The following is a 24,358-nucleotide window of genomic DNA, read 5'->3' on the forward strand; positions in this document are numbered from 1 at the left end:
GTCACCGGCTTGCCTGCCTAGGTTGTCCCGGCCCCCAAACCTCACCTCTCCAGGAGCGTCCCCATGCGTACCTGGCCTGCCGTCGCCGCCCGGGTCGGGCTCTCCACCGCCCTCGCCCTCGCGCTGTCGGCCGCACTCCCACTCCTGGTCCCCTCTTCGGTCGCTGCCCAGGCTTCGACACCCCGCTACGGCGTGGCCGAGATGCGCGACGTCATGGTGGCCATGCGGGACGGCGTCCCCCTGGCCACGGACATCTACCTGCCTACGGTGAACGGTGCGGTGGTGCGCGAGCCGGTGCCGGCCATCGTGACGCGCACGCCCTACGACAAGAACGGCAGCCGGGAGATGGGTCGCTACTACGCTGCGCGGGGCTATGCGTTCGTGGCGCAGGACGTTCGGGGCCGCTACGCGTCGGAAGGCACCTGGCGTTGGATGGATGACGGCCCCGACGGTGTCGACGCATTGGCGTGGATCGGCAAGCAACCGTGGTCCAACGGCAAGGTCGGGATGATCGGTACGTCCTACGTGGGCGGCACCCAGCACGCGGTGGCCCTGGAGGGAGCGCCCGAGCTCGCTACGGTCATTCCCGTGGACGCCGTCTCGAACCAGGGGTACCAGAGCGTGCGCAACGCCGGCGCCTTCGAGCTCCGCTTCTGGAACTGGATCGTGGCCATGAGCAGCCCGGCCGGCAGCCACGCGGCCCGCGACCCCGGCACCCAGGCGGCCCTCCAGGAGATGGCGGACCACAAGGTCGCCTACCTGGAGAACCTGCCGCTCCGCCGCGGCACCACACCGCTCAAGCTCGCGCCGGAGTACGAGGACTGGCTGGTGGAAGCCATGCGCCATGGGGCCAACGACGAGTTCTGGAGCCAGAACAACATCATGGACCACCCCGAGCGCTACCAGGACATTCCGGTCTACCTGGTAGGGGGCTGGTACGACTCATGGGCCGGCAACACCGCCCGCAACTTCGTCGCGTTGACCAAGGCCATGACCGGGCCCGTGTATCTCATCATGGGGCCATGGATCCACGGGCAGCAGGGTGCGTCCGCGCACGGTCAGGTGAGCTTCGGTCCCGAAGCCGCGATCGCCGATCCGCTGGGTTGGCGCCTGGAATGGTACGATCACTGGCTCAAGGGAGTGGACAACTCAGTGGGGAGGGCCGCGCCGTTCGCCACCAAGGTGCGGATCTTCGTGATGGGCACGGGGGACGAGTCCCGCGACGCCAACGGACTCAAGAACCACGGCGGCTACTGGCGGGACGAGAACGAGTGGCCGCTGGCGCGCACCCGCTACACTCCGTTCTACCTCGGAGGGGATGGCGGTCTCTCGACTACGGCACCGACCGCGGCTTCGTCATCGACCCGCTACGAGTTCGACCCCAAGAACCCCGTACCCACCATCGGCGGCAACACGTCCTCCGGCGGCGGGATCATGCTGCAGGGCGCATGGGACCAGCGAGGCGGCGAGTACGTCTGGAACTGGCAGGAGCCGATTCCGCTGTCGGCCCGCCACGACGTGCTGGTGTTCGAGACGGAGCCGCTCACAGAAGATGTCGAGGTGACCGGCGAAATCGAGGTGAAGCTCTGGGCGTCTTCCTCTGCGTTGGACACGGACTTCACCGCCAAGCTGGTGGACGTGCATCCACCCAACCACGACTTCCCCGGTGGCTTCGATCAGAACATCGCCGACGGCATCGTGCGAGCCCGGTTCCGTGACTCCCTGGCGGAAGAAAAGCTGATGGTGCCCGGCACCGTCTATCCGTTCACGATCCGCATGTATCCGACGTCGAACGTCTTCAAGAAAGGTCACCGGATCCGGGTGGATATCTCGAGCTCGAACTTCGCGCGCTTCGACGTGAACCCGAACACGGGTGAGCCTCTGGGCGACAATCGCAGCTGGGCAGTGGCCACCAACACGGTCTATCACGATCGGGAGCATCCGTCGCATGTCATCCTGCCGCTGATTCCGATCGGGTCGCGGTAGGGGGTCGGCATCGTCGAGCATCGCTCGACCCGCCTCCACCGCCACCCGCAAGCCGTCGGCTGTCGCTCATACGATCTGCAGCGTCCGTTCGTGGGGACCGTCGAGCACAGACAGGGCCGTGTCCGACGAACCGAGATACCTGCACGGCGTCCGATTCTGCTATGGACGACTTTGGACGGCGGGCATCGGGGGCGAGCCGGGACACGCGGCTGAAGTCGCGCTGGAGAGCCGCTCGAACCGCTGCACGGCTCATCGCGACGCCGGTCACTCTTTTTGATCCTCCGACATCGCGTTTGTCGCTCGACGCGCCTTCAGAAGAGCCGCGAAACCCTCCCATATCTTTGATGCGTTCGCTGCCCACGTCGGGTGCTTGGCACGCGCTCTCCGCGCCAACCGCGCCCCTACGCAGCGGCTGTCGCTCGAATCGGGTATCCTTCGCTTCAAGGTGCTTCCTCATGGGTTTCGCCCCCGCCTCCCGCGCTGTTCTCGTTTCCAGCTCCACGACCGTCGATGCCTTCCCTCCAGCTGAGCCCCACCCCTCCCCCTTCGAGCTCTCCAACCACGAGCTCGACGCACTCGAGGACCTTAGCGACGAGATCGCGAGCTTGGCTGCCCAGATCAGCTCGGCCACCCACCGCCAGCTCGTCCTGATCGCCGAGTTCGATCAGCGGCGCGGCTGGGAGCTATCCGGTTATATCACCTGCGCGCACTGGCTGGCCTGGCGCACCGGCATCGATCTGGGCGTGGCGCGAGAGAAGGTCCGGGCTGCCCGAGCGCTGGCCGGCTTGCCGCAGATCAGCGCCGCCATGTATCAAGGCGACCTATCGTTCTCCAAGGTCCGCGCACTCACCCGCGTCGCAGACGCGGACAACGAGACCGAGCTGTTGGAGATCGCGCTCACTTCGACCGCCCACCAGTTGGAGCGGGTGGTGCGCGGCTGGAAGAGGCACGACCGGCTGGATGAGCAGGAGCGTGAGCGGCTCCGTCACCAGAGCCGGTCACTCTCGGTCTTCCCGGACGAGGATGGCATGATGGTGGTCAAGGGCCGGCTGGACCCCGAGGTGGGCGCACTGCTGATGCGGGCGCTGGAGGCCGCCAGTGATGCGCTGTTCTGGAAGGGTCCCGGGCTAGAGGGCAGCGAGACACCCACGCCGGAGCAGAGGCGTGCGGATGCGGTAGGTCTGCTGGCCGAGCGGGCGCTGGCGGCAGGACTGGATCAAGAAGGTGGTGGGCCGGAGGCTCCGGTAAGCGGCACCCGGGCCGAGCGCTACCAGGTGGTACTGCACGTGGAAGCCAACACGCTGACTGAGAACGTAGAGCCTGGAATGTCGGAGCTGGAGGACGGGACTCGCGTTGCCGCGGATCGCGAAGACGTTTCCGCGGAAACGTCTGAGCTACTAAGCGCTCCGAAGGAGTGCGCCCGAACGTCAAGGCGCATCGCGTGCGACGCGAGCGTGGTGCAGATCACGAAGAGCTCTACCGGGAACTCAGCGGGTCAGGTCCTCGACGTGGGCCGCAAGACGCGCACGATTCCACCTGCGATTCGGAGGGCGCTCGAAGCGAGAGACCGAGGCTGCCGCTTCCCCGGCTGTGGACGTCGATTCACCGACGCGCATCACGTCCAGCACTGGGCGGATGGTGGCGGGACCTCGGTCGGCAACCTGATCCTGACCTGCCCACAGCATCACCGGCTCTTGCACGAGGGCGGGTTCCGCGTGGAGCTGGCCGCCGATGGCAAGGCCACGTTCTACGGTCCCACCGGAAAGCCCGTGCCGAACGTGCCGCCGCTGAAGAGGAGGACTGCTGCCGAGGTGACGGCGATGGCGGCAGTCCTGGGGATCCGAAGTGCTGGCACGGGGGTGTCCGCTCGGCCCTAGGGCGCGGGCATCGGAACGCGGGATGGGGGGCTGGGTCAGTCGGGCCGCGGATCTCGATTTCGCGGGGGAGCCGGTCGACCCTCAGCGCAACTGCATCGCAGGACGGATGGATCGGTGAGAGGGGGTCGCCTGACGGCCTCCTCACCGCCTGTCCCAAGCTGGCCGTTCGCGATCGTCCAAGAATCGTCCAGACGTCGTGCGCGCTCGGGTTGACCGGCCGGGTCGGGTGGACTGGCCACGCTCGGGCTCACCGATCGGGTGTCGCCATCTTGCTTCCCTCCAGCACCGCTCCACATGTTCGCCGCATGCGGCGCATCACTTCGCGACGAGCCCTCGGCCGAACGCCGACTTCCGCCCTGCTCCTGGCCGCTTCCTGCACGGTCTCTGCAGCCATCGGCGTTGGCGGCGGAGGGGCACAGCCGGCTCCCTCCGGCCTCGGCACCTGGGATCCGGCCGCGGCAGCGGCCTACCTCGATCAACGCATGGCCTGGTGGATGAACTGGCCGAACGCGGCTCGTGACCACGATACAGCGTGCATCTCGTGTCATACGTCGCTGCCCTACGCGCTGGCCCGGCCCGCGCTGCGGGGGCCATTGGGCGAGGCCGGTCCCACCATGCACGAGGAAACGCTCGTGTCCGGAGTGGAGCGGCGTGTGACCCTCTGGAACGAGGTCGAACCCTACTATCCCGACCAGACGGTGGGTCTTCCCAAGACCAGCGAGTCCAGGGGTACGGAGGCCGTGCTCAACGCCCTCATCCTCGTAGGTCGGGACGGGCAGTCTGCGGAGCCTTCAGAGCGGACGCGGAAGGCACTGGCGAACCTGTGGGCGCTCCAGTTCACCCGACGGGAGGGCACGGGCGCCTGGGCCTGGCTCCACTTCGGTCTGGCTCCCTGGGAGTCCGACGGCGCCGAGTATTTCGGTGCCGCACTGGCGGCCATCGCCGTTGGAAGCGCGTCAGGCGACTACGCGGAGCGCGAGGCACCGCAGGACCGCCTCGACCTGCTGCGCGCGTATCTCCTCGACGACTGGAGGAGTCGACCGGTGTTCGACCGGGTCATGCTGGCGTGGGCGAGCGCGGAGTTGTCCGGCCTGCTCACACTAGAAGAGACCGGGGCGGTCGCGGCCGAGCTCGGGACCCTCCAGAACACAGATGGAGGCTGGAGCCTGTCCTCGTTGCGTGCCTGGCCACGTGAGGATGGCTCGGCCCAGGATCTTTCGAGCGACGGGTACGCGACGGGTCTGGTCGCCTTTGTCCTGCAGCGCGCCGCTGCGTCGCGGAGCGATCCCGGCTTGAACCGCGCGCTTCAGTGGCTGATCGAGCACCAGGATCCGGCCGGTGGTGGCTGGTCGACGGCATCGCTGAACAAGGACCGGGATCCCAAGTCGGACCGAGGGCGCTTCATGTCGGATGCGGCTACGGCGTTCGCTGTGCTGGCTCTGGCCGAGGCGGACCGAGTGCGGTAGGCGGGCGAGATCCTCACACCCGCTGATGATCGGGCCGCCACTCTTCGATCAACCCCTTGATCGCCTTCTGCTCCGTGATCCGTTCGTCCAGCACCCGTCTGGCCAGCGTGGGAAGCTCCGCGTCGGAGGCGAAGCGCAGCGCCACCAGCTGCTTGGTGGTGAACTCACCGATGCGGGGCTGCAGCTCCGCGGGCAAGTGCTCACGAAGGCGGAGCCGCTCCTCCAGCCGGATGATGCGGTCCTGGTTCTGGGCCGCGAAGGCGCGCGTGTAGTACCCGATCAGCAGGATCGCTACGCCCAGCGACGCGAAAGCGATGTGCTCCCACGAGGGAGTTTCGAATACTCGCCCCATGGCCCAGACGAGATAGACGAGTAGGAAGAACGTCGCCGCACGGTGGTATCCGAAGACGAACCGTGCATGATTCTCGAAGCTTTGGGGCCTGGTGCTATCGGCCATCTTTCTCGCCTCCGGAGGGGGCCACATCGCCGGCCACCAGTAGATTGCCGGGCCGGACCGGTCGCGTCAGCTTGGTTCGACACCCACGGATTCGCCAGGCAGGAGGGGAAATGGTGCAATCGACGGAGGAAGGGGTCGACGGGCGGCGGCGCTCTCGACGTACGGGCCGGAGGCCCTCCCCCCTGGGGCTGGCGATCGCCGCGGTCGTCTTCGTGGTCGCCCTGGCGGTCTCGTCGTCCGCGAGCGCTCAGGCGCCCGCCCGCCCTCGCCCCGACCAACAGGTGGTCCTGGTGACGGGCTCGACCAGTGGACTGGGACGCGAGGTCGCCCTCCGCATGGCCGCTCAGGGCGCTCACGTGATCGTGCACGGCAGGAGCCGCGAGCGCGGGCTGGAGGTGGTGGCCGAGATCGAGCGCGCAGGCAGGGGGAGCGCACGTTTCTACGCAGCGGACTTCGCTTCCTTCGCACAGGTGCGGCAGCTCGCCGACTCGATTCTGCGCGACTACGACCGCCTCGATGTGCTGGTCAACAACGCCGGTTTCGGCTCCGCACCTGACGAGCGCCTGTTGAGCGAGGACGGCCACGAGTACCGCTTCCAGGTGAACTACCTCTCGTCCTACCTACTCACCCACCTGCTCCTCCCGCGCCTGCTGCACAGCGCTCCCTCGCGGATTGTCAACGTGTCCTCGCTGGCCCAGCAGCCCATCGACTTCGACGACGTGATGATCGAGCAGGGCTTCAGCGGGGGTCGGGCCTACGCGCAGAGCAAGCTCGCTCAGGTGATGTTCGCGTTCGATCTACACCAGGAGCTGGCGGGAACCGGCGTCATGGTCAGCGCGCTGCACCCGGCCACCTACATGCCCACGGGCATGGTGGCGCGGGCCGGTGTCGAGCCCCGCTCGACCATCGACGAGGGAGCAGGCGCCGTCATGCAGCTCATCGAGTCCGACGAGATCGAGGGCGGCCAGTTCTTCCGTGGGCTCGAGCCCGCCCGCGCCCACGCGCAGGCGTACGATGCCGAAGCCCGCGCGCGCCTCAAGCGCCTGAGCGAAGAACTGACCGGCTTGCGCCGCTGAGACGAAGTGGACGGCGCTCACCGGGCCCGGCGCTGACGACCGGTGGTGGCCGAAAGCCGGTGTCGATCCGGCGATCCCCCGATCGACGCATGGGTAGAAGGCGCCCGAAGAGAGGGGAGCCGGTGGGCCAGAGATGAGGAGCGTGCACGATGCGGGTCATGGTGGTCGTGAAGGCCAGTGAGGAGTCCGAAGCGGGGGTCATGCCCGGTCAGGAGCTCCTGGCCGCGATGGGCAACTACAACGAGGAGCTGGTCAAAGCAGGAGTGATGCTGGCCGGCGAGGGGCTGGACCGGAGCGCCGTCGGCAAACGCGTCCGCTTCGACGGAAAGCAGCGCACCGTCATCGATGGTCCCTTCGCAGAGACCAAGGAGCTGATCGCAGGCTTCTGGCTCTGGCAGGTGCGCTCGATGGATGAAGCCGTGGAGTGGCTGAAACGCGCCCCCTTCGACGGCGGTGTGGAGGTCGAGATCCGGCGCGTGTTCGAAGCCGAGGACTTCGGTGAGGAATTCACGCCCGAACTGCGCGAGCAGGAGGAGCGGATTCGGGAGCTCGCGAACACCAAGAAGAAGGGGTGACTACGTCCGACCCGCGTGCCGCGATCGACGCGGTCTGGCGGATCGAGTCCGCCCGGCTGATCGCAGCACTCGCCCGCCAGGTGGGCGACATCGGCCTGGCCGAGGATCTGGCACAGGAGGCCCTCGTGGTGGCGCTGGAGAAGTGGCCGCAGTCGGGCGTTCCGGACAATCCGGGCGCCTGGCTCATGGCCACCGCCAAACACCGCGCCCTGGATCATTTCCGTCGCTCGAAGATGCTGGACCGTCGGCACGAGGACCTTGCGCGCCGACTCGCGGGACAGGTTCGCGATCCGGAGGGCGAGCTACAGGCGTCGCTCGACGACTACTTCGGTGACGATCTCCTGCGCTTGATCTTCACCACCTGCCACCCCGTGCTGACGCGGGAAGCACGCGTGGCGCTCACCCTCCGTCTGCTCGGTGGCCTCAGCAGCGAGGAGATCGCGCGGGCGTTCCTTTCGTCGACGTCCACCGTGCAGCAGCGTATCGTGCGCGCCAAGCGCACGCTGAGGGAGTCGCGCGTGTCGTTCGAGATGCCCGCGCTCGAGCAGGCGGGCGAGCGGCTGGAGACCGTGCTGGAGGTGATCTACCTCGTCTTCAACGAGGGGTACTCCGCAACCGCTGGAGGCGATTGGGTACGTCCGGCGCTCTGCGAGGAGGCCCTTCGGCTCGGCCGCATCCTGGCCGAGCTGGCGCCTGAGGAGCCCGAGGTCCATGGTCTGGTGGCCCTCATGGAGATCCAGGCCTCCCGGTTGCGCGCCCGGCGGGGAGCCCGGGGTGAACCGATCCTCCTGATGGACCAGGACCGGGGCCGCTGGGACCATCTCCTGATCCGCCGGGGCCTCGCCGCGCTGGAGCGGGCGGAGGGTTTGGGCCGCCCGCTCGGACCCTACTGGCTCCAGGGCGCCATCGCGGCCTGCCACGCCCGGGCCGCCACGCCCGAGGACACCGACTGGGAGCGCATCGTGGCGCTCTACGACGCCCTCGCCCAGTTGTCCCCCTCGCCGGTGGTGGACCTGAACCGAGCGGTGGCCGTGGGCATGGCCTTCGGACCCGCGGCCGGGCTCGAGCTGGTGGACGAACTCGCGGGCGAGTCGGCCCTGGAGGGATACCACTGGCTCCCCGCGGTACGTGCGGACCTGCTGACCAAGCTCGGTCGCTACGGCGAGGCCCGGGAAGAGCTGGAGCGGGCGGCCTCGTTGACGCGGAACCTCCAGGAGCGAACCCTCCTCCTGGACCGCGCGGAGGAACTGCGCGTCCACGAAGCCTGACGCGGGTGCGGGCCTCTCGCTCGGGGCACGCGCCCCACGGGGCCCTGAGGAGGCGAGTCCATGTCGATGCGGATCCACCTCGATCCGGATCCACGTCGATCCGAACCACGCTCGATCGACGTATGGGTGAGGGATGCCGCTCCGGTCTCCCCACCACTGCTTCAGCCAGGGAGTACCATCATGAAGTTCCTCTCGATGATCCGGATCGACGAAACCACCGGACAGGTGCCCAGCGAACAACTCCACGCCGACATGGGCAAGCTGATCGAAGAATGGATCCGGGAGGGCAAGCTCATCCGGACCGCCGGCCTACGACCCACCGCCGAGGGCTTTCGCGTGCGGTCGCGGCACGGTTCGATCACCACCACGGACGGCCCCTTCACCGAGAGCAAGGAAGTGATCGGTGGCTACGCGATGATCGAGGCCAGGGACAAGGAAGAAGCCGTGGAGCTGATCAAGCGCTTCCTGGCGGTCCACGGAGAGGAGTGGGATATCGAGTGCGAGGTGCGGCCCTTGGACGGGGACATGGAGTTTGCCGCCGGCGGCTGACGCCCGTGGTTTTGGCCGGGTCCCCGAGACGTTGCCCCGTCCGGGGCCCGCCCCCAATGTCCATGTTCCGGGACGATCAGTCCCGGCCTCCGGTTCAGGACACCCATCGATGGCACCTGACGCGACCGCGGCACCCGTCCAATCCGGCGAGTACGACGCCATCGTCATCGGCTCTGGGATCTCGGGCGGCTGGGCCGCCAAGGAGCTCTGTGAGAAGGGCCTGAAGACGCTGGTGCTGGAGCGGGGCCGGGACGTGCGTCACGTCGTGGACTATCCCACCGCCACGCTGGCGCCCTGGGAGCTGCCCCACCGCGGGGCCACGCCCCGCACGCTGATCGAGCGAAACCCGCTCATCAGCAAGGCGGCGGGCTACAACGAGGACACCGCGCACTTCTTCGTCGAGGACCGTGACCACCCCTACGTCCAGGAGCAGCCTTTCGACTGGATCCGGGGGTATCAGGTGGGTGGCAAGTCCCTGATCTGGGGACGTGCCTGTCAGCGCTGGAGCCCCAACGAATTCGCGGCCCCCGAGCGGGACGGCTACGGGATCGGCTGGCCCATCACCTACGACGACGTGTCGCCCTGGTACTCCCACGTCGAGCGCTTCATCGGTGTCTGCGGGAACCGGGACGGGCTGGCAGCCATGCCGGACGGTGAGTTTCTGCCCCCGTTCGATTTCAACTGCGTTGAAGAGCACCTGTCCGAGCGACTGCGCAGCTACTACGGGAATCGCTTCGTGGTGCAGGGACGCTGGGCGAACCTCTCGCAGCCGACGGAGGTCCAGACGGCCCAGGGACGAACCGCCTGTCAAGCGCGTAACCTGTGCATGCGGGGCTGCCCCTACGGGGCCTACTTCAGCTCCAACTCCAGCACCCTTCCCTGGGCGGCCCGTACGGGCAACCTCACCGTTCGCCCGCACTCGGTGGTGCACTCGATCCTGTACGACGAGCCTGGCGGGCGCGCTGCGGGCGTTCGGGTCATCGATGCCGAGACGGGAGCGACCCACGAGTTCCGGGCGCGGGTGATCTTCGTCAACGCCTCGGCGCTGAATTCCACCTTGATCTTGCTCAACTCGCGTTCACGCCGTTTCCCCGACGGGTTGGGGAACGACAACGGGCTGCTGGGCCATTTCGTCGCCTTCCACAACTACCGCGTGTCCGCGAACGGAGCCATCGCGGGCTTCGAGGACCAATACTTCTACGGGCGCAACCCCACCGAGTGCATTCTGGCCAACTTCCGGAACCTCGGCCGCAACGACATGGACTTCGTGGGCGGGTACACCACGTTCACCGGCGCCTACCGCGTGCGCGGCGTCGAGAGCGAGGACCGGGTGGGAGCGGCGTTCAAGGCGGCGCAGAGCCAGCCCGGCGCCTGGGGCATCTACATGTACATGCAGGGAGAAACGATTCCGAAGGAGAGCAACCACGTCCGCTTGCATCCCACGGAGACCGACGCGTGGGGCATCCCGCTCCTGGTCACCTCCGTGGGCTACGACGACAACGACGAGCGCATGATCCGGGATTGGCGCACTCAGGCCGCCGAGATGCTCGAGGTGGCCGGATGCACGGACATCGAGACCTATGACAATGGGTGGTATCCGGGCCGCGACATCCACGAGATGGGAGGATGTCGTATGGGGCGCGACCCTCGCACGTCGCTGCTCAACGCCTTCAATCAGCTGCACGCCTGTCCCAACGTCTTCGTCACCGACGGCGCCTGCATGACCTCCACGGGGAATCAGAGTCCGTCCATCCTCTACATGGCGCTGACGGCCCGCGCGGTCGATCATGCCGTCCAGGAAATGGCCCGGAGGAACCTGTGAGCGAGCCACGGCCCATGAATCGTCGTGAAGCCCTGCAGACCGCAGGCGTGGTGCTGGGCAGTGTGGCGCTTGGCTCCACCGTGGCTCTCACGGCGTGCGCGCGTGAGCCGGTCCCAACGGATGGGTGGGTGCTGAATGGAGAAGACCAGGCGCTGGCCGAGGCAGTGGCGGACACGCTGTTGCCGGCTACACCCGATTCCCCCGGCGCTGCCGATGCCGCCATCGGAACGGCGATGAACCTGCTGCTGAGTGAGTGCTACTCGGACGACGATCAACGACGGGTGCTGGAGTCGCTGGCCGCCGTCCGCAGGCAGGCCCGACAACACGGAAGCGACCGGCTCGCGCAACTCCCCCGCGCGCGGCGCGAGGAGGTGTTACGGGACCTCGATGCCCAGGCCACGGGCGATCCTTCATCCAGCCCGTTGGAGCCGCTGCGCGGCTTGGCGCTGCACGCGTTCTTCAGCTCGGAAACGGGCATGACTCGAGTGCTCCGCTACGTGGCGGTCCCGGGCCGTTGGATCGGCTGCACACGCCTCGAGCCCGGGCAGCCCGCCTGGGCCTGACTCCCGCAACCTCCAGGACCCACCGCATGGCGCAGGCACAGGGCGCACCCGTCAAGATCGGCATCGTCGGCTCACGCTTTCAGGCAGATTGCATCGCCTCCTCCGTCCGCATGCTTCCCGGTGAGGCGGAAGTGGTCGCGGTCGCCTCGCCAACGCCGGGCAACGCCCGCGCGTTCGCGGAACGGCACGGCGTGCCCCGGTTCCACACCGACTACAGGGACCTGCTCACGGACCCCGAAGTGGAGATGATCTCCATCACTGCCCCCAACTGCGTCCACGCCGAGATCACCTTGGCTGCGGCGGCGGCGGGCAAGCACGTCGTCTGCGAGAAGCCGTTGTGCATGACGCTCGAAGAAGCCGACGCCATGATCGAGGCGTGCGCCCGTGCCGGCGTCCTGCTGCTGTACGCAGAGGAGCTGTTCTTCGCGCCGAAGTATGTGAAGGCCAAACAGATGGCAGACGAGGGCGCCTTCGGGCGGGTGCATCTGGTCAAGCAGGGGGAGAAGCACTCGGGTCCGCACGCCGATTGGTTCTGGGATGTGCGCCAGTCGGGTGGGGGTGCCCTCATGGATCTCGGCTGCCACGGCATCGCCTTCTGCTGGTGGTTCCTGGGCAAACCCGCCGTGCGGCGCGTCTACGCGCAGCTTTCCACGCAGGTGCACGGCGCCCGCACCGCGGGGGACGATGAGGCGCTGACCATCGTGGAGTTCGAGGGCGGCGCCATCGGCGTGGTGGAGAACAGCTGGAACCGCCCGGGCGGCATGGACGACTCCATCGAGGTGTTCGGAGACAGGGGACAGACCTACGCTGACCTGCTCATGGGCAACGCCATGCCCACCTATTCCCAGGTGGGCTACGGCTACGCGGTCGAGAAGGCGGACAGCACCCGGGGATGGACCTACCCGGTCTTCGAGGAGCACTGGAACTATGGATTCCCCCAGGAGATGCGCCACTTCGCCCGCTGCGTGCGCGGCCGCGAGACGCCGATCTCCGATGGTGAGACCGGTCGCGTCGTCATGGAGGTGCTCTACGCGGCCTATGCCTCGGCGGGCACCGGGTGTCGCGTCGAGCTGCCGTTCCGTCCGTCCGGCGTCGCCAAGCCCATCGACCTGTGGACGCCACGCTAGTTGCCGGGATTGCAGCCGCGCCGCCGGTCGGAAGCGAACGGATGCCGTCCGCGTGTCATGCGCCCCTAGCGCCAGCCGCGCACCGGTGAGCGGATGAGCGCTGCCCCGGTTCGTGTCTTGTCGTCACCCGAGGCGATCGGCGATGCGTTGGCCGGGCGCATCCTGTCCCTGCTGGGCGAGGCCAGCGACTCCGGTTCGCGGCTGCTCCTGGGATGTCCAACCGGTCGCACACCTCGTCCCGTCCTGGCAGCGCTCACGGCGCGTCTCGTCCGTTCCTCGCACGACCTGTCCCACCTGGTTCTGGTGATGATGGATGAGTACCTCGTGCCCGGCGCTCAGGGGCTCGAGCCCGCCTCGGCGGAGGAGCCGTGGTCCTGTCACGCCTGGGTCCGCGCCGAGATCCTGGGTCGCTTGAATCAGCATGTGCCCCCCGAGCGGCGAATCGCCGAAGACGCGGTGTGGTTTCCCGATCCGACCCAGCCCGGGGCGTATGAACAGCGCATCCGCGACGAGGGTGGCATCGAGCTGTTTCTCCTCGCGAGCGGCGCGGGGGACGGGCACGTCGGCTTCAACCCGCCGGGGAGCGCCCGCGAGACCCGCACACGCGTGGTCGAGCTGTCGGAGCAGACGCGCCGGGACAACCTCGCCACCTTCCCGGCCTTCGGAGCGCTCGATCGGGTGCCCCACCACGGCGTTACGGTGGGCCTGGCCACGATCACCGACGCGCGGGCGGCCGTGATGGTGGCGTGGGGGCCGGGGAAGCGTGAGACCGTGCGCCGGATGCGGGACGCCGAGGGCTTCGATTCGTCCTGGCCGGCCACCATCATTCACGAATGCAGCGGTGCCGAGATTCTCGTGGACGCCGCCGCCGCCGCGCCCTAAGCTACTGCTGCGCGCTCCTGCCCAGGCGGTCGAGCGGTACTCGTTGCATCTGGTACGCCCAGGGGAGATCCCGATGCGGTTCGTCGCCGTTGGTTCCCTGCTTCTGCTGACCCTCCTCACCGCCGGCGGCCCGCTGACCGCTCAGGTCTCGCTGGAAAGCGCGCTGCTGGGCCGCTGGGACCTGACCGTCGAGACGCCGGCGGGGCCGCGTCCCTCCTGGCTGGAGGTGCGTCACTCCGGGTATCGCACGCTGGTGGGGCAGTTCGTGGGCCCGGTGGGCAGCGCCCGCCCCATCGCACAGATCGACGTCAGCGACGACGTGGCTCGTTTCCACATTCCGCCACAGTGGGAGGAACACCCGGGTGGCGTGACCGTCGCAGCGCGCCGCTCGGAGGAGGGCCTGGTCGGGACCATCGACTTCGGCAACGGAGTGGCGCTCCCCTGGAAGGGCGTGCGAGCACCGACGTTGCGGCGCGCCGGCGAGCCGGCGTGGGGCGATCCGGTCCCGTTGTTCGACGGTCGCTCATTGGACGGTTGGCGCGTGTTCGGAGGAGAGAACCGCTGGAGCGCCCAGGACGGCGTGCTCCGCGGCGACGGGGGAGGTGGCAATCTGGCCACCGAACGCACGTTCGACGACTTCCAACTGCATGTGGAGTTCCGATACCCGCGCGGCAGCAACTCCGGCGTGTATCTGCGTGGCCGCTACGAGGTCCAGATCACGGACAGCATCGGCGGCGAACCCACCAGCGAGCTGCTGGGCGGCATCTACGGGTTCATCACCCCCAACGCGCTGGTGGCGAGAAACCCGGGCGAGTGGCAGAGCTACGATATCACCTTGGTGGGAAGACAGATCACGGTCGTCGCCAACGGCCAGACCATCATCTGGCAGCAGGAGATCCCGGGCATCACCGGCGGCGCCCTCGACAGCGACGAAGGCCGACCGGGTCCCATCTACCTGCAAGGCGATCACGGACCCGTCGAGTACCGCAACATCACCATCACGCCGGCCCGAGCGAGATCCGGCGAAGAGGGTGGGTACCGCCTGGTTTGGTCGGACGAGTTCGAGGGCAGCGGACTCCCCGACGCGAGCCGCTGGAGCTACGACGAAGGAGACGGATGTCCCGACGTGTGCGGGTGGGGGAACGAGGAGGCGCAGTTCTATACCGTTCGGCGGGCCGAGAATGCCCGGGTCGAGGACGGCGTGCTCATCATCGAGGCGCGGCGGGAGCCCGTCCAGGGCAAGGACTTCACTTCCGCCCGCCTGGTGAGCCGCGGCAAGGGCGATTGGACCTACGGTCGCGTGGAGGCGCGCGCCCGTCTGCCGTCGGGCAGGGGGACCTGGCCGGCCGTCTGGATGCTCCCTACGGCCTGGGTCTACGGTTCCTGGCCGGCGAGCGGTGAGATCGACATCATGGAGCACGTGGGCTTCGCGCCGGATTCGGTGCACTTCTCCGTGCATACGGCCGCGTACAATCACCTGCGCGGAACTCAAAGCACGCGTGTGGTCGCGCTCCCGGACGCCGAGCGCGCCTACCACGTGTACGCGATCGAATGGACCCCAGAGCGCATCCAGTTCTATCTGGATGGCACGCCCCAACACGCCTTCGCCAACTCAGGCCGGGGTCCGGAGGAGTGGCCCTTCGACCAGGCGTTCCATCTCGTCCTGAATCTCGCGGTGGGCGGGACCTGGGGCGGCGCCCAGGGAATCGACGCGGCCATCTGGCCACAGCGGATGGAGGTGGATTGGGTGCGGGTGTACCAGAGGGCCCAGTCGCACTGAGCGCGGACGGGGAACCGATCCCGCCCCCCGGGGATTGCCAGACAACATCTGCACCCAACCGGAGCGTTTCGCCCATGGCCCGTCCGACCCCGTGCGCCCTGATCCGATCCGCGCTGACCCTCGCGTTTCTCGCTACCGCCACGGGCCCCGTGCTCGCACAGGAAGCCACCGGCCCCCGACCGAGCCAACACGGCACCGTTTCACAGACGGTCAACGAGACCACGATCACGCTGGAGTACGACCGACCCGTGGCCCGGGGGCGGGAGCTGTTCGGCGGCATCGTGGACTGGGACGCCGTGTGGACGCCGGGCGCCAATCGCGCCACCTGGCTCGAGGTCTCCACCGACGTGACCTTCGCAGGCCAGGCGCTGGCGGCGGGACGTTACGGCATCTGGCTCACACCCAAGGAGACGGGGCCCTGGGAGGTAGTGCTGGTCCGGGATTGGGACACACACCACTCGTTCTTTCCCTACGAGAGCGAGGCGCTGCGCACGGGGGTCGGGCCCACGACCGGCAGCCATATGGAGGTCCTGGCCTTCTACTTTCCCGTGGTCGGGCCCTATGAGACCACGTTGAACCTGCATTGGGGCACCACGGTGCTGCCCCTCCGCATCGAGGTGCCGCGCTAGCGAACGCCGCTCAGCAACTCAAACAGTTGTGGTTGTTCTTGGAGCCGAGCTGCTCCAGCAACTCCACGGTCTCCGGGAAGGGGGAGACCCGCTGCACGGGGCCGTTGGCCATGTCCGCTGTGGTCTGACCCTTTCGCGAGACCACGGTTACGTCGGCGCCGTGCTCTACGAGATACCGGATCATCTCGTTGTCGCCGCGTGAAGCCGCGTTGTGCAGCGCGGCGTACCCGCCGTGGTCGCGGGCGTTGACGTCCGCACCCAGCTCCTCGACCAGATACCGGACCGCGGGCAGCCAGCCGTCCGGTACGTGTCGATGAGCGTTGCCGGCGAAGCCCTCACCGTAGCCCGACCCGGACGCGGCGTGGATGGGGTAGACCCCCGGCCCGCCAGGCGCCACCGGCGGCAACCCCGAAGCATCGGGGGCGTTGGCCTTCACGGAGTCTGCGCGCAGCGCGTGCGCGAGGAGTTCGTCCCGGACCTCTTCTGCTCGCTCACGCATCTCGTCGTCCGGATACAGCGCCTGCACGGAATCCGGCAACTCGTCCCGTACCGCGACCAGCAGCTTCACGCGGGCGTCGGCGTCGGCCTCGTCCCACTGGTCGGAGAGCTCGTTCCGGTGCATGCGCGCCAGGAACTCGTCGGGCGAGAGCCGCTCCCGCTGAGGTGGGGCCTTGGTGGGAATGTTGGGGTCTGCACCGTAGGAGACGAGCAGACGCATGGCGTCCACGTCCGTCGCGTAGGCTGCCCGCCAGAAGGCCGTCGCGCCTTCCGTGTCCACCAGTCCGCAGTTGCGGTTGCCGCACCCCGTGTACTCCATGTACCAGGGATGCTTGGTGAGACGGGCATCGGGGTCGGCACCGGCGTCCAGCAGGGCCTTCATGACGTCCAGATACGTGCTCGACTGCAGCCCCAACTCCTGGGGCTGCGGGTACCGGGTGCGCGGTTGCCACTCTGCGTTCAGCGTGGCCCACAGCGGCGTCATCCCGTTCAACGTCGATGCCCGGTTCGGATCGGCTCCGTGCTCGAGCAGGACCAGCTCGATGTCGAACTGGCCGTTGATCGCCGCCATCAAGAGCGCGGTCGTACCGTCCCCGTCCCCGGGCAGGTTGATGTCCGCACCCCCCTCGAGCAGTGCCAGGATCGCTTCCTGGTGTCCCTGCCGGGTGGCGTGCAGCAGCGGCGTCAGGCCGCCCTTGGTGTCGATGCGTTGAGGCCGGCGAAAGTCGGTGCCGTCGTCTTCCTTCTTCTCTGCGTCGTCCGGCAGCACGCCCGAGCGCTGGATCTGTCGTTCGGCCAGGATGGCCGCGCGGAGTTGGCTGGGGGTCGGTGGGGCGTGGTCGTCTCCGGAGAGCGTCTTGAGGACTTCATCCTTCTTCTTGCGGGCCGCCTCGTCGATCTGGTAGCGCTCCAGGATGTCCACAACCCGCGTGGCCCGGTTCGGGTCGGCACCCCCCTCGATGAGGGCGCGGATGGCGTCCGTCCGGTTCTGGGCGGCGGCGAAGATGAGGGGGGTCTGGCCCCACTCCGCTTCCTCGGCGTTGGGATCGGCGTTCCGTTGCAGCAGCGCCCGCACCAGGGCGGCGTCGCCGGACCCGGCTGCGAGGTGCAGGGGAGTGGCCCCGCTCGGCACCGCGCGCGCTCCGACGGCCGCTCCCTCCTCGAGGAGCGTCAGCGCCACCTCGGTGGCTCCGCGAGCGGCCGCGATGTGCAGCGGCGTGTACTGACCGATGCGCGTCACGGCTTCGGCCTCGGCTCCGGCCTGTAGGAGGGCCCTGGTCAGCTCCGCGTCTCCGCGTTCGGCGGCCCAGTGCAGTGCGGTCATGCCGTCGCCTTGAGCGGTGTTGACGTCGGCACCCTGGTGGATCAGCCGAAGAACGGCGTCCCGGTCTCCCCGCATGGCGGCATCGGCCACCGGGGACTCCGGAGGGCCCGCCGCCAGCAACGTGGCTGAAAGAAGGAAGGCGGTCGCGACGCCGCGCAGTCCGGTTCTCATGCGCGCTCCCGGCTCAGGTTTCGGCGGTGTCGGCAGAGGACCGCAGCGAGAGCACGCCGTTGCTGTCACCGAAGGTCTCCATGTCGTCCAAGCCCAGATCGTGCATGAGGCTCAACATGGCGTTGGCCATCGGCGTGCCATCCGCCGCCTTGATGTGCAGGTTGCCCTCGAGCTGGCCGTTGGCCTTGCCCAGGAGGATCAGCGGGCAGCGGCGGTGGTTGTGGACGTTGGCGTCCGCCATCGGAGAGCCCCAGACCACGGCGGTCTTGTCCAGCAACGATACCCCTTCCTCGGTTGTGTTCTTGAGCTTCTCGATGAAGTAGGGGAGCTGGCCCACGCGGTACTGACAGATCTTGTTGAACTCGAGGATGGCTTCTTCCCGGTTGCCGTGGTGCGACGCGGGATGGAAGGGCTTGTTGGATCCGCTCTCCGGGAAGACCCGGTTGTCCGAATCACGACCGGTCTTGAAGGAGATCACGCGCGTCATGTCGGTCTCGAGCGCCAGCACTTGCAGGTCGAACATCAGCTTCATGTGCTCGGAGAACGAATCGGGGACTCCGGCGGGAGCCTCGGGCATCTCGCGCGCCTCGCCGCTCTCGTTCTGTGCCTCGGTGCGCTCGATGCGGCGCTCGATCTCCCGCACGTTGGTCAGGTACTGGTCCATGCGGCGGCGGTCTTCGGCGCCCAGCTCCCGCTGCACCTGGGCCACCTGTCCAGCGATCCAGTCCAGAATGCTCTTGCGCGCCTGCCGGCGGGCGATGCGCTCCTCGGGGGAGCCCCCAGCGCCGAACAACATGTCGAACGCGACCCGGGGATCCCGGATCATCGGGAGCGGCTCGGTGGGCGAGGCCCAACTGATGGAGTCGGTGTAGGCGCAGGAGTAGTTGTAGGTGCAGCCGCCCGCCTGATCGAGGTTCTCGATGCAGAACTGCATCGAGGGCAGCGGTGTGTCCTGACCGAAGCGCTTGGCGTAGAGCTGGTCCAGCGACGTGCCGGCGTAGATGTCCGAGCCTTGGGTCTGCTTCGGATGGGACTGCGTGAGGAACACGGCGCTGGAGCGGAAGTGGTCGCCGCCGATCTCCGGAGGCGTGAAGGCCTCCGCCATGCGCACGTCGGTGTTGCTGATGATGGTGAGGTAGTCCTGGTACGGTCTGAGCGACACCAATGCATTGGCGTCGATCAACTCGAAGTCCTTGCCGGTGGTGGCCGGCGCGTAGAGAAGCTGAGTAGCGCCCCAGTCGTTGCAGCCCGCCAGACCGTGCACCTCCTCGATGCACACCAGGCGGGTGGTGTCGGCCGGACGACGGCTCCAGGCACGCAGGCGGCCGGCGGGCGTCATGGCATCGAGGAAAGGCAGCGCCACCGAGGCTCCCATACCGCGGATGAAGGTCCGCCGAGCCATGTGTTTGCCGGTGATGAAGTGCATGGTGCGCTTCTCCTCTACCTCAGGGGATGGTTCGTAGTACCGTCCGTGGCGGCGTCCGCAGCCACGGGGCCGGCGCGCTTCATCCGGAACGCCTCGCTGTTGACCACGCCCAGGATCAGCGACTTGATCGGGTACCCCTCAGCCTCCGCGCGCCGCACGATCTCACGCACTGTGGGCTGGTCGTAGTACTCCACCCGACGGCCCAGGGCATAGGCCATCAGGTTCTCCGTGAAGGTCCGCGCCAGGGGGAGCGGCCGGGCCAACAGGGCGTCGGCCAGCTCGCCGGGCGTCGAGACCGGTGTGCCGTCGTAGAAGTCGCCGCGCGTGTCGAGTGGCATGCCGTTCTCGCGAGCGCGCTCCTTGCCGGTGACGTCGAAGTTGTCCAGCGCGAGCCCGATCGGGTCCATCATGCTGTGGCACGAGTTGCAGGTCGGATTGGCACGATGCAGCTCCATGCGTTCTCGCGTGGTGAGCATGCGTCCGTCCTGCGCGCCTTCGGTTTCCTCGAGCGTGGGCACGTTCGGCGGCGGTGGCGGCGGCGGTGAGCCCAGCAGCACCTCCATCACCCACTTGCCGCGGAGCACCGGAGAAGTGCGGTTGGCCAGAGAGGTCAGCACCAGCACGCTCCCCTGCCCCAACAGGCCCCGCCGGATGTCGTTCGGATACCGGACGCGCTGGAACTCGTTGCCCGCCACACCGGAGAAGCCGTAGTGCCGCGCCAGGCGTTCGTTCACCCAGGTGTAGTCGGCGGTGAACAGCTCCAGCAGGCCGCGGTCTCCCTGCACGAGATGATTGAAGAACGTGACGGTTTCCTCGCGCATGAGGTCTGCGAGGTTCTCGTCGAAGTTGGGATAGAAGTTCGGGTCGGGATGGACCTTGGAGAGATCCTGCAGGCGCAGCCACTGCGCGGCGAAGCGCGTCCCCAACGCGGCCGAGCGCGGGTCGTCCAACATGCGCGCGGCTTGGCGTGCGAGCTCGTCCGGGTCGGACAGACGTCCGGCCGCGGCCGCCGTCGCCAGTTCCTCGTCCGGTGGCGCACCCCAGAGGAAGAACGACAAGCGGGACGCCAGGTCCCAATCGCTCAGACGGTAGTCGGTGCCCGGGCGCACGTGGTCGGGTTCGCGCTCGAGACGCAGCACGAACAGCGGGCTGGAGAGGATGGCCTCCAGGGCGCTCCGCACGCCGGTTTCGAAGCCCCCCTCGGCGGCTCCCCGGTCGTAGAAGGAGAGCAGGCCGTCCACGTCGTCCGGGGAAGCGGGTCGTCGGAAAGCCGCACTGGCCAGGCGATCGATGATCTGTCCCGCGCACGCCCGCTCCGGGAGATCCGCCGAGGGACGGCAGCTGAAGATGCGCTGGCGACTCGGTGAGTCCGACACGCCCGTGGCGTTGTAGGGACCGGCAACGCCCACGCTCTTGATGTGCGGTAGCGTGGTGATGCCGGGCCCGCCGGAGCCGCCCCCGGCCAGCGACCAGTCGTGCGGCCGGATGAGGTCCTCGTAGGGACCGTCGGAGCGTCGCACGAAGGCGGCGGATACGCGGTGCTGTCCAGTGCGCACGAACACGGGTTCGGTTCGCATGGGGGGTGCTCCACGCCCGTCCGCGGCGGTGACATCCTGCGAGTAGGTAATGAGCGCGACGCGCTCACCGTCGACCGAGATGTCCACGTCCTCGAAGCGGGCGTTGTCCCCCGAAGAGAACGTGATCTCGAACGAGTACTCGCCGTCGGCGGGGAACACGTGCTCGGTGACCAACCCGCCGCGCGTCCCGTAGGGCGCACCCTCCACCCAGTCCCAGGGGTGCTGCGAGACGTACTCGGAGTTCTTGTAGACCACGGTGGTGGCGGTCGCCGACCGGTCGCCCACTGCCCGCCGCGCGATCTCTGCGGCCGCGTTCAGATAGGACTCCAGCAGCGTCGGGGAGAGCGTCTGGACGTCGGCGATGTTGTCGAAGTTCGCGCTCATCTGGTCGAGCGGCAGCCAGTCCGCCGCATCCACCCGGATGCCCAGCAGCTCGAGGATGGCGCGCTCATACTCGGGTCGGTTCAGCCGCTGGAAGGTTCGGTGGCCGGGGTTGGGGTGTTGGGACGCCGCCTCGTCCATCGCCTGCTCGAGGGACTCCACCAACGCCTGCAGGGTATCGGCGCCGGGACGGCGGGTCCCGGGCGGTGGCATCATTCCGGCCCGCAGCTTCCGGATCATCTTCTCGGCCGTGGCCGCCGCATCGGCTGCGGCGTCCAAGCGGAACGACTCCAGAGACAGGTTGCCGGACAGGCGCCGTTCACTGTGACAGCGCACGCAGGTGCCCTGGATCACGTCGTCGGGATCGAGAGCGGGCGCCAGGTGCCGGTCCGTGCGGCGCGGGGCGGCGGTGTGTACAACGGTGTCTTCGGCGAGACCTTCGGTGGGCCGGAGGGAAGTCCCGAGCGGTGCGGCCGGCGCCGCGGCTGGAGCAGCGGCCGAGGTGCCCAAGGCCACGAGCAGGAATCCGAACGCGGCGGACGGGGCCGTGAAGAGCTTCATGTGGCTCTCTCCCGAGGGGAGGACCGGTGGAGGATTCCCCCCGAAATGCTGCTGGTCTGGAGCCGAACAGCGTAGGGCCGGACCCGCCGTTCGGCAAGCAATTCCGGGGCCGGCCCCGCCGGGCGGGGTGGCTCTGCGAGCGCCCCGGGGCGGATCGCGAAACGGCCCCCTCGCCCGAGGGATGGGCAGACCCAGGCTGCCCCGTTGCGATGAGTGATATGTGATGATATAATCACATATGACCGAAGCGCCTCAGCCCCAGGCCGGTATCTCGCCCCGAGCAGCCGAGTTCGAAGGGGTCTGGAAGGCCCTGGCCAATCCGGTGCGCAGGACCATCCTGGACCTGCTGCGGGAGGCGCCGCGCACGACGGGTGAACTGGCCGACGGCTTTCCCGGCCTGAGCCGCTTCGCGGTCATGCAACACCTCAAGGTCCTCGAGGAGGCGGAGCTGGTGGTGCCGCGCCGCGAGGGTCGCACTCGCTACAACTTCCTGAATCCCGTGCCCATCCAGCAGATCTACGACCGTTGGGTTGCCCGCTACATGCAGCCCTGGACCGAGGCGCTCGTGGCGCTGCGGAACGATCTGGAGGGCCGGGCCCCCGAAGACGGCGCCTGAGGCGCCCTCGACTCCGAGACCGTATGACACCCGAGTCGTCGCTGCCCGACCACGTGGTATCGATCCACATCTCTGTCCCGGTGCAGAAGGTCTGGGACGAGATCACCAAAACGGGCCGGATCCAACGCGCCCTCTACAACACGGTCCTGGAAAGCTCGTTGGAGCCGGGAGCTCGGCTGCGCTACTACAGCCCCGACAGGAAGCGGGTGTTCGTGGTGGGTGAGGTGGTGGAGGTCGAGGCGCCGCGGAAGTTCTCCCACACCTACTGGTTCACCATGTGGAAGGGCGGGCCGCCCACCTTGGTGACCTGGGAGCTGGCCGAGGAGGCAGGCGGATGCCGCGTCACGGTGACGCACTCCGGCTGGACGGCCGAGCACGAGGCTCGTGAGAAGTCCGGCGCCGGGTGGCGTGAGATCCTCGGGCTGCTCAAGGCCGATCTCGAGACCGGGCAGATCCCGCTCAAGACGCGCATGCTGTACACCGTCATGGGGTGGTTCTCCTTCGCGCTCCCCAAGACCACGTCCAAAGCCTATGCGGATGAGAAGGGCTGGTAGGTGGCCCCTCTGGCCCGATTGTTGAACGCGGCAACGTGCTGGACGAAGGGCCCGGCACCAGGTTGAGCCCAGCCCCGTCCGGGCGCGCCCTGACCGAGGATGACAGATGCCCACACCGGAAGAACAGGCCGCAGCCATGATCGCCAACCTGCCGGCCAAGACCGGCAAGTCGCTGACCGAATGGAAGGCGATCCTCGGCGCCGCCGGGCTCGAAAAGCACGGCGAGATGGTGAAGCACTTGAAGTCCGAGTACGGCATCGGACACGGGTTCGCCAACTTGATCGCGCACGAGTTCAGGAACGCGGGCCCGGCGCCCACGGGCGCCAGTGACCTCGTGGCCGCTCAGTATCAGCGAAAGGAAGCACTTCGCGCCATCTACGACCGCCTGATCGCAGAAGTGCGCAGCTTCGGTCAGGATATCGAGGTCGCGCCCAAGAAGTCCTACGTGAGCCTGCGGCGCTCGAAGCAATTCGCCCTGATCCAGCCGTCCACCAAGACGCGTCTGGACGTGGGCCTCAATCTCAAGAACGTCAACTTCACCGATCGTCTCGAGTTGTCAGGCTCATTCAACTCGATGGTGTCCCACCGCGTGCGGCTGACCAAGGACAGTGACGTGGACGCCGAGTTGATCGCCTGGCTGCGCACGGCCTACGACCAGGCGTAAAGGGCGCGTCGCCGAGGGTCGTCAGGCCTCTTGAGGCTGTGGGCTGCTGTCGTGCCAGAGTTGCTCGATCCGGTTGCGGAGGTCGCGAAGCTCCGCCTTCTTGCTGGCGTCCTCCCGGAAGTGGTACTGCGCCGCGGCGATGGCACGAAACGCTCGCCATAGTGCCTTGGTGCCCGGGCTGCGCCCCCGGTCGGAGCGCTTGTGCCCCTGAACCCGGGCGATGACCCATTCCGCAAGCTCTCCCTCCAGCCGGAGGAACTCGCCGTCATCCGCCTGCTTCTTCAGGCGATCCCGCGTGTCCTTCTCGAATGACTTGGTCGCGCCAGCGACAACGAACACCGTGAGGTCGTCACGGTCGATCCAATCCGATATCATCAGCATCGTTGGGCCGGGTGGGACCCGCGAATCCCCAGCAGAGGCCCGGAACTGCTAGGTATTTGCAGATATTACACTTGACCCCTCTGAGAGGTCCTCGAAGCGCGGGTTGCGCTGCGACCCGGTGCTCACCCCCGGGTCGGTGCGACGCCGA

Annotated in this window: 21 protein-coding genes; 16 read left to right on the top strand and 5 right to left on the bottom strand. The window is 67.9% G+C overall.

The window, feature by feature from the left end; genetic code table 11:
• Positions 1-63 precede the first annotated feature (63 nt).
• The 3 genes from R3E10_09635 to R3E10_09645 all read left to right on the top strand — a co-directional run bounded on the left by R3E10_09635 (position 64) and on the right by R3E10_09645 (position 5,329).
• Positions 64-1,986 (top strand): CocE/NonD family hydrolase, encoded by a 1,923-nt coding sequence (locus tag R3E10_09635; GenBank protein MEZ4416008.1) that lies wholly within the window; start codon positions 64-66, stop codon positions 1,984-1,986.
• 455 nt (positions 1,987-2,441) lie between these two features.
• Entirely contained in the window at positions 2,442-3,863 is a 1,422-nt protein-coding gene (locus tag R3E10_09640) for a DUF222 domain-containing protein (GenBank protein MEZ4416009.1), read from the top strand.
• 305 nt (positions 3,864-4,168) lie between these two features.
• Entirely contained in the window at positions 4,169-5,329 is a 1,161-nt protein-coding gene (locus R3E10_09645; protein ID MEZ4416010.1) for a hypothetical protein, read from the top strand.
• A gap of 13 nt (positions 5,330-5,342) precedes the next feature.
• Here the strand turns inward: R3E10_09645 and R3E10_09650 are convergent, their stop codons facing one another.
• Complete coding sequence (locus R3E10_09650) at positions 5,343-5,786, bottom strand: DUF6526 family protein (GenBank protein ID MEZ4416011.1); 444 nt, start codon at positions 5,784-5,786, stop codon at positions 5,343-5,345.
• A 110-nt stretch (positions 5,787-5,896) separates the two neighbouring features.
• Between R3E10_09650 and R3E10_09655 the strand changes: the two genes are divergently transcribed.
• The 10 genes from R3E10_09655 (at position 5,897) to R3E10_09700 (ending at position 16,057) form a co-directional block, all read left to right on the top strand.
• A complete protein-coding gene (locus R3E10_09655; GenBank protein ID MEZ4416012.1) occupies positions 5,897-6,862 on the top strand; it encodes an SDR family NAD(P)-dependent oxidoreductase in 966 nt (321 codons plus the stop codon).
• Positions 6,863-7,011: 149 nt separating this feature from the next.
• On the top strand, positions 7,012-7,437 hold the full coding sequence (locus R3E10_09660) for a YciI family protein (GenBank protein ID MEZ4416013.1): 426 nt from the start codon (positions 7,012-7,014) through the stop codon (positions 7,435-7,437).
• The gene (locus tag R3E10_09665) at positions 7,434-8,705 is read left to right on the top strand and encodes an RNA polymerase sigma factor (protein ID MEZ4416014.1); all 1,272 of its coding nucleotides are present in this window, start codon (positions 7,434-7,436) and stop codon (positions 8,703-8,705) included. Before R3E10_09660 ends, R3E10_09665 begins: the two co-directional genes overlap by 4 nt.
• A gap of 60 nt (positions 8,706-8,765) precedes the next feature.
• Positions 8,766-9,254: a YciI family protein gene (locus R3E10_09670; GenBank protein ID MEZ4416015.1), complete on the top strand. Its 489-nt coding sequence runs from the start codon at positions 8,766-8,768 to the stop codon at positions 9,252-9,254.
• A 109-nt stretch (positions 9,255-9,363) separates the two neighbouring features.
• Positions 9,364-11,076, top strand: coding sequence for a GMC family oxidoreductase (locus R3E10_09675; GenBank protein ID MEZ4416016.1), 1,713 nt, complete (start codon positions 9,364-9,366; stop codon positions 11,074-11,076).
• Between the two features lie 14 nt (positions 11,077-11,090).
• The gene (locus R3E10_09680; GenBank protein MEZ4416017.1) at positions 11,091-11,639 is read left to right on the top strand and encodes a gluconate 2-dehydrogenase subunit 3 family protein; all 549 of its coding nucleotides are present in this window, start codon (positions 11,091-11,093) and stop codon (positions 11,637-11,639) included.
• 26 nt (positions 11,640-11,665) lie between these two features.
• On the top strand, positions 11,666-12,766 hold the full coding sequence (locus tag R3E10_09685) for a Gfo/Idh/MocA family oxidoreductase (protein MEZ4416018.1): 1,101 nt from the start codon (positions 11,666-11,668) through the stop codon (positions 12,764-12,766).
• Between the two features lie 93 nt (positions 12,767-12,859).
• Entirely contained in the window at positions 12,860-13,648 is a 789-nt protein-coding gene (locus tag R3E10_09690; GenBank protein ID MEZ4416019.1) for a 6-phosphogluconolactonase, read from the top strand.
• 73 nt (positions 13,649-13,721) lie between these two features.
• Positions 13,722-15,428 carry a family 16 glycoside hydrolase gene (locus tag R3E10_09695; protein MEZ4416020.1) on the top strand — a complete coding sequence of 569 codons (1,707 nt, stop codon included), beginning with the start codon at positions 13,722-13,724 and terminating at the stop codon, positions 15,426-15,428.
• 74 nt (positions 15,429-15,502) lie between these two features.
• Positions 15,503-16,057, top strand: coding sequence for a DUF2911 domain-containing protein (locus R3E10_09700; protein ID MEZ4416021.1), 555 nt, complete (start codon positions 15,503-15,505; stop codon positions 16,055-16,057).
• 10 nt (positions 16,058-16,067) lie between these two features.
• Here R3E10_09700 and R3E10_09705 read toward each other — a convergent pair whose 3' ends face one another.
• The 3 genes from R3E10_09705 to R3E10_09715 are packed head-to-tail and all read right to left on the bottom strand — an operon-like array spanning position 16,068 to position 21,995.
• Positions 16,068-18,050 (bottom strand): ankyrin repeat domain-containing protein, encoded by a 1,983-nt coding sequence (locus R3E10_09705; GenBank protein MEZ4416022.1) that lies wholly within the window; start codon positions 18,048-18,050, stop codon positions 16,068-16,070.
• Between the two features lie 13 nt (positions 18,051-18,063).
• Positions 18,064-19,476 carry a DUF1552 domain-containing protein gene (locus R3E10_09710; GenBank protein ID MEZ4416023.1) on the bottom strand — a complete coding sequence of 471 codons (1,413 nt, stop codon included), beginning with the start codon at positions 19,474-19,476 and terminating at the stop codon, positions 18,064-18,066.
• A 14-nt stretch (positions 19,477-19,490) separates the two neighbouring features.
• Positions 19,491-21,995: a DUF1592 domain-containing protein gene (locus R3E10_09715; protein ID MEZ4416024.1), complete on the bottom strand. Its 2,505-nt coding sequence runs from the start codon at positions 21,993-21,995 to the stop codon at positions 19,491-19,493.
• 238 nt (positions 21,996-22,233) lie between these two features.
• On the opposite strand from R3E10_09715, the gene R3E10_09720 reads away from it, so the two are divergent.
• The 3 genes from R3E10_09720 (at position 22,234) to R3E10_09730 (ending at position 23,829) form a co-directional block, all read left to right on the top strand.
• The gene (locus tag R3E10_09720; GenBank protein MEZ4416025.1) at positions 22,234-22,611 is read left to right on the top strand and encodes a metalloregulator ArsR/SmtB family transcription factor; all 378 of its coding nucleotides are present in this window, start codon (positions 22,234-22,236) and stop codon (positions 22,609-22,611) included.
• Between the two features lie 23 nt (positions 22,612-22,634).
• The gene (locus R3E10_09725) at positions 22,635-23,165 is read left to right on the top strand and encodes an SRPBCC domain-containing protein (protein ID MEZ4416026.1); all 531 of its coding nucleotides are present in this window, start codon (positions 22,635-22,637) and stop codon (positions 23,163-23,165) included.
• 106 nt (positions 23,166-23,271) lie between these two features.
• Positions 23,272-23,829: a DUF4287 domain-containing protein gene (locus R3E10_09730; protein ID MEZ4416027.1), complete on the top strand. Its 558-nt coding sequence runs from the start codon at positions 23,272-23,274 to the stop codon at positions 23,827-23,829.
• 21 nt (positions 23,830-23,850) lie between these two features.
• Here R3E10_09730 and R3E10_09735 read toward each other — a convergent pair whose 3' ends face one another.
• Positions 23,851-24,204: a hypothetical protein gene (locus tag R3E10_09735; GenBank protein ID MEZ4416028.1), complete on the bottom strand. Its 354-nt coding sequence runs from the start codon at positions 24,202-24,204 to the stop codon at positions 23,851-23,853.
• Positions 24,205-24,358: the final 154 nt, after the last annotated feature.

The sequence above is a fragment of the Gemmatimonadota bacterium genome (genome assembly GCA_041390105.1).
GTDB lineage: Bacteria > Gemmatimonadota > Gemmatimonadetes > Longimicrobiales > Gaopeijiaceae > JAGQIF01.

Excerpts from the sequence above, each read along its gene's own strand:
- R3E10_09710 (MEZ4416023.1), bottom strand. The coding sequence starts at position 19,476 with ATGCACTTCATCACCGGCAAACACATGGCTCGGCGGACCTTCATCCGC.
- R3E10_09725 (MEZ4416026.1), top strand. The coding sequence starts at position 22,635 with ATGACACCCGAGTCGTCGCTGCCCGACCACGTGGTATCGATCCACATC.
- R3E10_09670 (MEZ4416015.1), top strand. The coding sequence starts at position 8,766 with ATGTCGATGCGGATCCACCTCGATCCGGATCCACGTCGATCCGAACCA.
- R3E10_09735 (MEZ4416028.1), bottom strand. The coding sequence starts at position 24,204 with ATGATATCGGATTGGATCGACCGTGACGACCTCACGGTGTTCGTTGTC.
- R3E10_09640 (MEZ4416009.1), top strand. The coding sequence starts at position 2,442 with ATGGGTTTCGCCCCCGCCTCCCGCGCTGTTCTCGTTTCCAGCTCCACG.
- R3E10_09720 (MEZ4416025.1), top strand. The coding sequence starts at position 22,234 with ATGACCGAAGCGCCTCAGCCCCAGGCCGGTATCTCGCCCCGAGCAGCC.
- R3E10_09695 (MEZ4416020.1), top strand. The coding sequence starts at position 13,722 with ATGCGGTTCGTCGCCGTTGGTTCCCTGCTTCTGCTGACCCTCCTCACC.
- R3E10_09730 (MEZ4416027.1), top strand. The coding sequence starts at position 23,272 with ATGCCCACACCGGAAGAACAGGCCGCAGCCATGATCGCCAACCTGCCG.
- R3E10_09635 (MEZ4416008.1), top strand. The coding sequence starts at position 64 with ATGCGTACCTGGCCTGCCGTCGCCGCCCGGGTCGGGCTCTCCACCGCC.
- R3E10_09690 (MEZ4416019.1), top strand. The coding sequence starts at position 12,860 with ATGAGCGCTGCCCCGGTTCGTGTCTTGTCGTCACCCGAGGCGATCGGC.
- R3E10_09660 (MEZ4416013.1), top strand. The coding sequence starts at position 7,012 with ATGCGGGTCATGGTGGTCGTGAAGGCCAGTGAGGAGTCCGAAGCGGGG.
- R3E10_09700 (MEZ4416021.1), top strand. The coding sequence starts at position 15,503 with ATGGCCCGTCCGACCCCGTGCGCCCTGATCCGATCCGCGCTGACCCTC.
- R3E10_09645 (MEZ4416010.1), top strand. The coding sequence starts at position 4,169 with ATGCGGCGCATCACTTCGCGACGAGCCCTCGGCCGAACGCCGACTTCC.
- R3E10_09685 (MEZ4416018.1), top strand. The coding sequence starts at position 11,666 with ATGGCGCAGGCACAGGGCGCACCCGTCAAGATCGGCATCGTCGGCTCA.
- R3E10_09675 (MEZ4416016.1), top strand. The coding sequence starts at position 9,364 with ATGGCACCTGACGCGACCGCGGCACCCGTCCAATCCGGCGAGTACGAC.
- R3E10_09650 (MEZ4416011.1), bottom strand. The coding sequence starts at position 5,786 with ATGGCCGATAGCACCAGGCCCCAAAGCTTCGAGAATCATGCACGGTTC.
- R3E10_09715 (MEZ4416024.1), bottom strand. The coding sequence starts at position 21,995 with ATGAAGCTCTTCACGGCCCCGTCCGCCGCGTTCGGATTCCTGCTCGTG.
- R3E10_09705 (MEZ4416022.1), bottom strand. The coding sequence starts at position 18,050 with ATGAGAACCGGACTGCGCGGCGTCGCGACCGCCTTCCTTCTTTCAGCC.
- R3E10_09655 (MEZ4416012.1), top strand. The coding sequence starts at position 5,897 with ATGGTGCAATCGACGGAGGAAGGGGTCGACGGGCGGCGGCGCTCTCGA.
- R3E10_09680 (MEZ4416017.1), top strand. The coding sequence starts at position 11,091 with ATGAATCGTCGTGAAGCCCTGCAGACCGCAGGCGTGGTGCTGGGCAGT.